The organism is Quadrisphaera granulorum (assembly GCF_003149145.1).
GTDB lineage: Bacteria > Actinomycetota > Actinomycetes > Actinomycetales > Quadrisphaeraceae > Quadrisphaera > Quadrisphaera granulorum.
The window spans coordinates 65165-74797 of the sequence record NZ_QGDQ01000024.1 but is presented as its reverse complement, the minus strand read 5'-3'; the positions used below and the strand labels follow the sequence as shown (position 1 = coordinate 74797).

Annotated in this window: 11 protein-coding genes; 8 read left to right on the top strand and 3 right to left on the bottom strand. The window is 73.9% G+C overall.

The genetic code is table 11. The features are described 5' to 3' along the window. On the bottom strand, window positions 1-468 hold a 468-nt coding region (locus BXY45_RS17185; protein ID WP_146211248.1), incomplete at its 3' end, for a hypothetical protein. Between the two features lie 123 nt (window positions 469-591). On the opposite strand from BXY45_RS17185, the gene BXY45_RS17180 reads away from it, so the two are divergent. The 7 genes from BXY45_RS17180 (at window position 592) to BXY45_RS17150 (ending at window position 7656) form a co-directional block, all read left to right on the top strand. Continuing rightward, complete coding sequence (locus BXY45_RS17180) at window positions 592-1155, top strand: DUF4126 domain-containing protein (RefSeq protein WP_109775743.1); 564 nt, start codon at window positions 592-594, stop codon at window positions 1153-1155. Then, a complete protein-coding gene (locus tag BXY45_RS17175; protein ID WP_109775742.1) occupies window positions 1152-1817 on the top strand; it encodes a GntR family transcriptional regulator in 666 nt (221 codons plus the stop codon). Before BXY45_RS17180 ends, BXY45_RS17175 begins: the two co-directional genes overlap by 4 nt. An 86-nt stretch (window positions 1818-1903) precedes the next feature. After that, window positions 1904-3682 (top strand): allophanate hydrolase, encoded by a 1779-nt coding sequence (atzF, locus tag BXY45_RS17170; protein WP_211319688.1) that lies wholly within the window; start codon window positions 1904-1906, stop codon window positions 3680-3682. Between the two features lie 20 nt (window positions 3683-3702). After that, window positions 3703-4380, top strand: coding sequence for a cysteine hydrolase family protein (locus tag BXY45_RS17165; RefSeq protein WP_109775740.1), 678 nt, complete (start codon window positions 3703-3705; stop codon window positions 4378-4380). A gap of 15 nt (window positions 4381-4395) precedes the next feature. Further along, entirely contained in the window at window positions 4396-6033 is a 1638-nt protein-coding gene (locus BXY45_RS17160) for a regulator (RefSeq protein WP_109775739.1), read from the top strand. 97 nt (window positions 6034-6130) lie between these two features. Beyond that, on the top strand, window positions 6131-7027 hold the full coding sequence (locus BXY45_RS17155) for a DMT family transporter (RefSeq protein WP_109775738.1): 897 nt from the start codon (window positions 6131-6133) through the stop codon (window positions 7025-7027). Beyond that, a complete protein-coding gene (locus BXY45_RS17150; RefSeq protein ID WP_109775737.1) occupies window positions 7024-7656 on the top strand; it encodes a GntR family transcriptional regulator in 633 nt (210 codons plus the stop codon). Before BXY45_RS17155 ends, BXY45_RS17150 begins: the two co-directional genes overlap by 4 nt. Here the strand turns inward: BXY45_RS17150 and BXY45_RS17145 are convergent. Then, a complete protein-coding gene (locus BXY45_RS17145) occupies window positions 7646-8278 on the bottom strand; it encodes a cyclase family protein (RefSeq protein WP_109775757.1) in 633 nt (210 codons plus the stop codon). The genes BXY45_RS17150 and BXY45_RS17145 overlap by 11 nt on opposite strands. 18 nt (window positions 8279-8296) lie before the next feature. Here BXY45_RS17145 and BXY45_RS17140 point away from each other — a divergent pair, with 18 nt between their 5' ends. Beyond that, window positions 8297-9178 carry a 3-methyladenine DNA glycosylase gene (locus BXY45_RS17140; RefSeq protein WP_109775736.1) on the top strand — a complete coding sequence of 294 codons (882 nt, stop codon included), beginning with the start codon at window positions 8297-8299 and terminating at the stop codon, window positions 9176-9178. Window positions 9179-9182: 4 nt separating this feature from the next. Here the strand turns inward: BXY45_RS17140 and BXY45_RS17135 are convergent, their stop codons facing one another. After that, on the bottom strand, window positions 9183-9527 hold the full coding sequence (locus BXY45_RS17135; RefSeq protein ID WP_109775735.1) for a helix-turn-helix domain-containing protein: 345 nt from the start codon (window positions 9525-9527) through the stop codon (window positions 9183-9185). Window positions 9528-9633: the final 106 nt, after the last annotated feature.

Below are 9633 nucleotides of genomic sequence, written 5' to 3'. Positions count from 1 at the left end.
CAAGGGCCCCACCGCAGTCGCGGTGGGGCCCTTCTGGCGTCGATGGTCGACATCGGCGGTGACGCCAACATCGACATCAGAAGCGACGCGCAACACGAAGTCGGCGTTCCAGTCGGCCTTGACCTGACCGCTCGGGCACCGGGGGTCGGAGTCCACGCCGCCGTAGCTGAACGTGTACGGGTTGCAGCCGTTGTGCTTGGTCTCGGTGAACCGCTCACCAGCGGCCCACCACTTCACCTCGGCCCACGGCCTGGTGAGCCCGCCCTGCTCGTCGAGGCCTCTGGAGTGCATACCGCCCAGGGCATCGACGGCCCTGCCGTCGTTGGTGAGGACCCGCTTCGACGTGGCGGCGTCTGCCGCACCGGCGAACGCGACGGTACCGACCCCCAACGGCAGGGCGACGAGGGAGGCGATGGCGCCCACGCGAGCGAGGCGGGCACGGACACGGGTGCGGGAGGTGGTCTTCACGGCGGGCTCCTGGTGTGCTCCGGCCCCCGGCGGGAGCCGGTGGCGATGCCCTGAAGACAACTCGGATCGGAGCTCGCGCAGCAGGGCACGGGTGCCCGGCGCGACGTCGGCGCGGATGATGGACTGGTGGAGGTGCTCGTCGGGCTGGGGCTCGCGTCGGCAGCTGGGCTGAACGCCTACCTGCCGCTGCTCGTACTCGGCCTGCTCGCACGGTTCACCGACCTCGTGCCGCTGCCGCAGGCGTGGTCGTGGTTGTCCGACCCGGTCTGCCTCGCCGTCCTCGCCGTGCTCCTCCTCGTCGAGGTCGTGGCCGACAAGGTGCCCGGCGTCGACCACCTCAACGACGTCCTGGGCGCCGTCGTCCGGCCTGCCGCAGGCGGGATCGCGGTCGGGGCCGGCACCGCCAGCACGAACGGTGACGGTGAGTGGTGGACCGTCGTCCTGGGTGCCGCGCTCGCGCTCGTCGTGACGGTGGGCAAGTCGGCTGCCAGAGCGGCGGTCAATGCGACCACCATCGGCACCGGGGCTCCGGTGGCCTCCACCCTCGAGGACGGCGCCAGCCTGGCGCTCACTCTGTCCGCTCTGCTCGCGCCGGCGTTGGTGCTCGTGGCGCTGGTCACCCTGGTGCTCACCGTGTGGCTCGTCGCGCGACGCCTCGCGAGACGCCGTCCTACGATCTCCGCGTGACCGCAGCGCCCGACGGCCTTTCTCCGCCGAGCCTGGTGGAGCTCGCCACCGCGCGTCTGCGCGAGGAGATCCTCTCGGGTCGGCTCGCTCCCGGCGAGCGCATCGTCGAGGAGCAGGTCACCGCGCGGTTCCGCACCAGTCGCGCGCCAGTAAGGGAGGCGCTGCGCCTGCTCGCGGAGCAGGGCCTCGTCGAGCACCTGCCGCGGCGCGGCGCACGGGTGGCGGTGTGGTCTCCCGAGGACATCCGCCAGCTCTTCGAGGTGCGCCACGCCCTCGAGCAGTACGCCATCCTCTCGGCGCTGCCGCTGCGGGGCCGCGAATCCGACGCCGATCCGCTCGCGCAGGTGAGGCAGCACCTGTCAGCCATGGAGCACGCGGAGCACGCCGGAGACGCGCTCGCCAAGGACGACGCGCATCGGGCGTTCCATGCCGCCGTCGTCGGCCTCGCCGGCAACCGGCAGCTCGAGCTCGTGCTGGCGCCCGTGCTGCTGAAGCTGCAGCTACCGATGGCCGTGAACCTGCGCCGGGAGGCGCAGGCCGCCTCGCCGGAGCGAGGCCTTGCCCGCCACCACGCGCTGCTGGAGGCGTTGGAGTCCGACGACCCGGAGCGCGTCCTCGCCGCTCTCCGTGATCACGGAGCCCTCACGTACCTGCCGCTGTGACGCCAAGGGTGCCGCGCACCCAGACGTAACACGACCGTTCCACGGCCGTCACCGACTACCCAGCCATTCTGTCGACAATCGACGGCGTGCTGACCACCGCCCAACTCCTGGCCGACCTCCGCGCCGGGCGCACCACTCCGACCGCCCTCGTGGAGCAGGCCCTCGACCGCATCGCCGACCGCGGCGACGACGGCACCTGGATCACCGTCCAGCGCCGCGACGTGCTCCTCGCCCGTACGGCAGCACTCGAGGCCGACCCGACCGCCCGCCACCTGCCCCTGTACGGCATCCCCTTCGGCGTCAAGGACTCCCTCGACGTCGCTGGCCTGCCCACCACGCTCGCCTGCCCCGAGTACAGCGAGACGCGAGGCGTGCCGACCACCAGTGCCGAGGTGGTGCTCCGCCTCGAAGCCGCGGGCGCCGTCTGCCTCGGCAAGACGAACCTCGACCAGTTCGCCACCGGCCTCAACGGCACCCGCACCCCGTACACGGTCCCCCGCAGCACCTTCGGCGGAGACCTCATCAGCGGCGGCTCCAGCTCCGGCTCGGCCCTGGCCGTGGCAGGTGGTGTCGTCGCGTTCGCCGTGGCCACCGATACCGCCGGCTCCGGCCGGGTGCCCGCCGCGCTCAACGCCGTCCTCGGCTACAAGCCGTCGCGCGGCCTCATCAGCACCGTCGGGCTCGTGCCCGCGTGCCGCTCGCTCGACTGCGTGACCCTCATCGCGAACACCGTCGATGACGTCCGCCGGGTCATGGACGTCGTGGCCGTGGCACCGGACCGGCGTGACCCGTGGAGCCGCCGGCGTTCCACCGCCCGCCCACCGCGGGTGCGGATCGGGCTGCCCTACCCCGCCGGTCTCCCCTTCGGGCACGCCGGCGCGGGCGACGACGGCCTGCGCGCCGCCCACACGGCGGCAACCTCAGCCCTGGACGCCGTCGGCGACGTGGTCGCCGTCGACCCGGGGCCGTTCCTGCGCGCCGGCGAGCTGCTCTACGCCGGCCCGTGGGTGGCCGAGCGCACCCTGGAGTTCGGCGACTTTCTCAGCGAGCACCGCGGGGGCGTGCTCGACGTGGTCGCCGGCATCATTGCGAGCGGCGCCCGCTTCAGCGCCGTCGACGCCTTCTCCGCCCAGTACCGGCTCGCCGAGCTCAAGGCCGAGGCGGCACGGACGTGGGAGCAGGTCGACGTCGTCGTCCTGCCCACCATCCCCACCACCTTCACCGTCGAGCAGGTGCTGGCCGACCCGGTGGCGACCAACACCACGCTCGGCACGTACACGCAGTCGGGCAACCTGCTCGACCTGTGCGGCGCCGTCGTGCCCGCACCGCCCACGGCCGACGGCCGGCCCGTGGGCCTCATGGTGCTCGGCCCGGCGCTCGCCGACGAGGCCGTGCTTCACGTAGCGGAGCGGCTCGCGGAGATCTTCGGCCCGCAGCTGCCCGCCGAGCGCACCGACGTGCTGGTCGCCGGGCACCACCTGGCCGGCGGGCCCCGCCACCACGAGCTCACCGAGCGGGGCGCCCGCCTCGTCACCGCCACCCGGACCGCCGCGAGCTACCGGTTGCTGAGGTTCGACGACGACGACGCCGGCCGCAGCGTGCCCGCCCTGCTCCGCACCACCGGCACGCCGTCCGCCGCGAGTGGCGGCGTCGAGGTCGAGGTGTGGTCGCTGCCGAACGACCAGCTGGCGGGCTTCCTCGCCGGCGTCCCAGAGGTGCTCGAACTGGGGACGGTCGAGCTCGCCGACGGGCGCATCGTGCCCGGCCTCGTGTGCGCCAGGAACGCCGACCCGGCCTCTGCCACCGACATCACCGCCGCGGGCGGGTGGCGCGCCCACCTCGCCCAGCTCGCCCTGACCGCCTGAGAAGAACTGGAGCCCCACCGATGACCGCTGTCCCGGCTGAGCCTGGCCCGTTCACCTTCGATGTGGGGAGCACTGCGCTCCTCGTGATCGACATGCAGCGCGACTTCCTCCTGCCCGGCGGGTTCGGGGAGTCACTCGGCAACGACGTCGGGCAGCTGGCCCGCGTCGTGCCACCCCTCGCGGGCCTGCTGGCCGGGGCCCGCGAGGCGGGGATGCTCGTCATCCACACGCGGGAAGGGCACGAACCCGACCTGTCGGACTGCCCGCCCGCCAAGCTGCGCCGCGGAGCCCCCAGCCTGCGCATCGGCGACCCCGGCGCCTACGGCCGCATCCTCGTGCGCGGCGAGTACGGCCACGACATCGTCGACGAGCTGGCCCCGCTGCCCGGCGAGGTGGTGCTCGACAAGCCCGGCAAAGGCGCCTTCTACGCCACCGACCTGCAGGAGGTGCTGGTCGGGGCCGGCATCACCTCGCTGATCGTCACCGGCGTCACCACCGAGGTGTGCGTGCACACCACCGTCCGCGAGGCCAACGACCGCGGCTACGAGTGCCTCGTCGTCTCCGACTGCGTCGGGTCGTACTTCCCCGAGTTCCAGCGCGTCGGCCTGCAGATGGTCTCCGCGCAGGGCGGGATCTTCGGCTGGGTCGCGCCGTCGTCCGCCGTCCTCGCCGCTCTCAACCCCGTCCCCGTCTCCTGAGACTGGAGCCCGATCATGTCCACCACATCCACCGCGTCCCGCGTCCCGCTCTGGACCCGCGGCGACACCAACGCCTTCTTCGGGCTGGCGTTCAACATCCTCGTCAACGTGCTCACGCTGACGGGGCTCATGATCGGCGTCGTCGGCCTCGCCGCCGGTGACGTGCTCGGCACGGTGCTGCCCGCGATCGGCGTCGCGATGGTGCTCGGCAACGTCTTCTACACCTGGCTCGCGCTGCGGCTGGCCAAGCGGGAGGGCCGCTCCGACGTCACGGCCCTGCCGTACGGCCCGAGCGTGCCGCACATGTTCATCGTCGTCTTCGTCATCATGCTGCCGATCGCGCTGGCCACGAAGGACCCGGTCCGCGCCTGGGAGGCGGGTCTGGCCTGGGCGTTCGTCATCGGGATCATCGTGCTCATCGGGGCGTTCGTCGGGCCGTGGATCCGGAAGATCACCCCGCGTGCGGCCATGCTCGGCACGCTGGCCGGCATCTCCCTGACGTTCATCGCCATGCGGCCGGCGGCGCAGATCTGGGAGGCCGCGTGGATCGGGCTGCCCGTGCTCGCCGTCATCCTCATCGGGTTCGTCGCCGGGGTGCGGCTGCCGGGCGGCGTGCCCGTCGGGCTGGCCGCGCTGCTGCTGGGAACCGCCATCGGGTGGATCGGCGGGTACATGTCGGTACCCGACGTCTCCGCGGCCGCCCGCGACATCGCGCTGGCCGTGCCGCACCAGCGGGTCGACCTGCTGCTCGCCGGCCTGTCCGACCTCGCCCCGCTGCTCGCCACCGCCATCCCGCTGGGCGTCTACAACTTCACCGAGGCCATGAGCAACGTCGAGTCCGCCGCGGCCGCCGGTGACGACTACGACCTGCGCAGCGTCTTGCTGGCGGACGGGGCGGGCGCCGTCGTCGGCGCAGCGCTCGGCTCGCCGTTCCCGCCGGCCGTCTACATCGGCCACCCCGGCTGGAAGGCTGCCGGCGGCCGGGTCGGGTACTCCATGGCCAGTGGCCTGGTCATCGGACTGCTGTGCTTCCTGGGGCTGTTCGGACTCCTGTCAGCCCTGCTACCGCTGCCCGCCATCGTGCCGATCCTGCTGTTCATCGGCCTGCTCATCGGCGCCCAGGCGTTCCGCGCCACGCCCCGCGTGCACGCGGCGGCGGTCGTCATCGCCATCGTTCCGAACGCTGCCGCGTGGGCGTCCGGGCTCATCGACAACGCGCTCGCGGCAGCCGGGACGAGTGCGGCCGAGGTCGGCAACGCCGCGTTGGCGAGTGCGGGCGTCGTGTACGAGGGGCTTCTCACCCTCGGCCACGGCGCGGTGCTCGCGGGCATGGTGCTGGGGGCGATCACCGTGTTCATCATCGACCGGCGCTTCGCCGCAGCCGCGGTGGCCTGCGGCGTCGGCGCGGCGCTGAGCTTCATCGGGCTGATCCACGCCGCCCAGGTGGGCTGGGCCGCAGCGCCACAGGTCGCGCTGGGGTACCTGCTCTTCGGCGCGGTGTGCGCCGGGTTCTGGTGGCTGCAGCGGGCCCGTGGCGAGCAGCCCACCCCGGCGCCGGAGGTCGACGAGAACGGTGATCCCGTTGTTCCCGCCCCGCGCACCGAGGTGGACCTGACCGCGGAGCGGGAGCGCGCCGCCGCCAGCACCCCCTGACAGAGACCCCACCGTGATCATGGGCGTCCGCCACCCCCACAGGTGGCGGGCGCCCATGATCACGCCCGGTGGGGCCTGATTGTGTAACAATCTTGGGATGCGCTCTGTCGTCCTCGTCCTCCTGTCTGCCGTCTGCTTCGGCACGACGGGCACGGCCGTGGCGCTCGGCGCCCCCGGAGCCTCACCACTGGCCGTCGGCGCCGCCCGGATCGCCGTCGGGGGCACGCTGCTCGCGCTCGTCGCCGGTGTGCCGATGATGCGGGGGGCACGGGTTGCGGCTCCCCCGGCCCGGCTCCTCGGTGTGGTCGCGATCGGCGCGCTCGGCGTCGTCGCCTACCAGCCGCTGTTCTTCGCCGGCACACGCACGAACGGCGTCGCGGTGGGCGCGGTCGTCGCCCTCGGATCCGCCCCGCTCATCACCGGCCTGCTGGCCTGGCTGCTGGACGGGGTCCGGCCCAGCCGGCGGTGGGCGCTCGCCACCGCCGTCGCCGTCGTCGGCCTGGGGGTGCTGGCGGCCAGCTCCGGCGACGCCGGTGGGGCGGATCCGCTGGGCCTGGCGGCTTCGCTCGGCGCGGGCGCCAGCTACTCGGTGTTCGCCCTGGTCACCAAGCGCCTGCTGGACGCGGGATGGACCTCGACCGCGTCCGTGGGCGCGGTGTTCGGGGTGGCCGCGCTGCTGAGCGTTCCGCTGGTCGTCGCGGCGGGCGTGCCGTCCGGTGGGGGCGGCCTCGCGGCGGTGCTGTGGCTCGGGGTGGTGACGACGGCGCTCGCGTACGTGCTCTTCTCCCTCGGCCTGCGCGAGCTCACCGCCCCGACCGTCGCGACGCTGACGCTCGCCGAGCCGCTCACCGCCACGCTGCTGGGGCTGCTCCTGCTCGGTGAGCATCTCGGCGCCCTGCAGGCCGTCGCGCTCCTGCTGCTGGCGCTGGGCCTGGCGGTGCTCGCCGTGCCCGCTGGGCGGCGTGGCCGGGTCGCCGACAGAATCCCCGCGTGACCTCGCGCCGCGCCGACGCACTCGCCGCCCTCCTGCGCGACAGGGTGCTCTCCGGCGAGCTGCCCCCGGGCACGCCGCTGCGCGAGGAGGCGCTGGCCGGCGAGCACGGCGTGAGCAGGCACACCGTCCGCACCGCCCTGGCGGGGTTGGTGGCGGAGCGGCTCGCCAGCGCCGCCCCCTTCGCGGGCGTGCGCGTCGCACAGCTGGACGACGACGACGTGCGCTCCCTGCAGGACCTGCGCCGCGCCGTCGAGAGCGAAGCCGTCCGCCTGCTCGGCGAGCGCTGGGGCGCGGCGTGGCCCGCCGCGGTGGTGGCCGCGCTCGACGAGCGCGCCGACGCCCTCGCTCGAGCGGAGGCGGGCGCCGAGGACGAGCCGCTGGCCGTGCTGCGCGAGCACGCGGCACTCCACGAGGCGCTGGTCGCGGCGGCCGGGTCGGCTCGGTTGACCGAGGCGGCCGCGGCGCTCGGCGCCGAGGTTCGCCTGTTCACCGCCCACCTGCAGCTGCACCGCACCCCCGCAGGCCTCGCGGAACAGCACCGCGCCTACCTGCGCGACGTCCGCGAGCGCGGCCCGGCAGCCGTGCGCGAGCACCTCGCAGCGTCGGAGAAGGCGCTGCTCAGCCGATAGCGACGGCGCGCACAGGTGCGCCGTCCCCGTGGTCGATGGGCAGGGGAAACAGGTGAACGTGCGGGTGATCGAGGGCCGCGAGCTGACCGAGGCCCCGCAGGTTCTCCGCGATGACACCGCCGGCGCCCAGCCAGACCCGGTGGAACGCCAAGGTGTGGAGGGGATCTGGACTCAGGGTGTCGACGCCGACGGTCCGTACCCCGGCAGCGAGCAGACGCTCGGCCACGCCGGCCGTGAGGTGCGGGTGCTGCTCGTAGCTGGCGGTGCCCCACCGCTCGTCCCACCCGGTGTGGACGAGGACGACGACGCCGGGCGCCAGGTCCGTGCTGCGGTGCTCGAACGCGCTCCATCCGATCGGGGCACCGGGGGCGTGACCCCGGGCGTCCACGACGAGCGCTGGCCCGGTGAACAGGGCGAGGTCCAGCTGGTCGAGGGTGGCGCCCCCGGGGATCACGTGCGACGGCGCGTCGACGTGGGTGCCGCTGTGCGACCCGAGGTGCAGCGCCGTCACGGCACAGCCGTCCGCGGCGACGTCGAGGGCGGGCTCGGTGGTGACGGCGGGATCTCCCGGGAACACGGGCATGCCGGAGCGGACGGGGTGGCTGAGGTCCACGACGCGCACGTCAGCGATCCTGGACTCGTGCACGAGGTCAGCGACTGGCGGGAGCGCGCCGCGGAGCACGAGGCCCGCGCCGACGCCCTCACCGCCGGCCGCCGCGCCCGCCGCAGCGTCGGAGCCGTCGACCCTGTTGACGATTTCCTCTACGACTACTACGCCCTGCGCCCCGGCCAGCTCCGCCGCTGGCACCCCGGCGCGGGCGCGGTGCTGGTCGACGCGGCAGACGCTCCGCACCGCGAGTGGCGCTGGTACCGGGAGGACGACGGCGGGCGCGTCACCCTCGACGTCGTCGCCTTTGCCGCGGACCGCGGTCGTGCGGTGAGAACGAGCCACCGGTTGCTGAGCTCCGTGCGGGACCGGGCTCCGCACCTGGGCTGCTTCGGGATGCACGAGTGGGCCATGGTCTACCGCTCCGAGGACGGCGAACGCCGCCACGGACTGCCGCTACGCCTGGGCCGGGCCGGCACCGACGAGGTGGTGGAGACCCACCCGCTGCGGTGCAGCCACATCGACGCCTACCGGTTCTTCACCCCCGACGCCCTTCCCCGCAACGCCGCCGTCCTGACCCGCGACACCCAGGCCGAGTTCGACCAGCCGGGATGCATCCACGTCAGCATGGACGTGCTGCGCCACGCCATCGCCCTGGGTCCGGCATGCCCCGGAGCGCTGCTGCTCGACTGCTTCGAGGCCGCGCGGGCGGCGAGGGAGATCGACATGCGCGCCTCGCCCTACGACGTCTCGGGTCCTGACGGCACGGGCCTGGCCCCGATCCGGGTGGAGACCCGCGAGGGCAAGGTGGCGTACGCCGCGGCCCAGCGGGAACTCGCCGCGATCGCGGCCCCCCTGAGGGAGAGGCTGCTGCGCGTGTGCGAGGCCGCCGAAAGCAAAGGAACCGAACGCTGAGCGCTCAGGCGGCGCTGACCAGCCCGTCACGGGTGATGACGACCGGCGGGATGCCCAGGTCTCCCACGGCGGCAGGTGCCGCGACGGGAGCGGAAGCCGCGGGAACCGGCACGCCCTCGGCGGCGGCGACCCTGTCGCTCACGGCCCGCAGCACGGTGGACATCGGCACGGCGAGCGCCTCACAGATGGACGACAGCAGCTCGCTGGAGGCTTCCTTCTGTCCGCGCTCGACCTCGGAGAGGTAGCCAAGAGACACCCGGGCGGCCCCGGAGACCTCGCGCAGAGTCCTGCCCTGCTGCTGGCGGGCGGAGCGGAGCACGTCGCCGATCTCGCGTCGCAGCAGTGGCACCTGGCGCCTCCCGTCCGTCGTCGGCGGTGACGCCGAGAGACCACGGTACCCCGTCGGGGCCGACGGTGACGGGACGACGGGCGCAGTGCGCGGCGCGGGCCGCGTG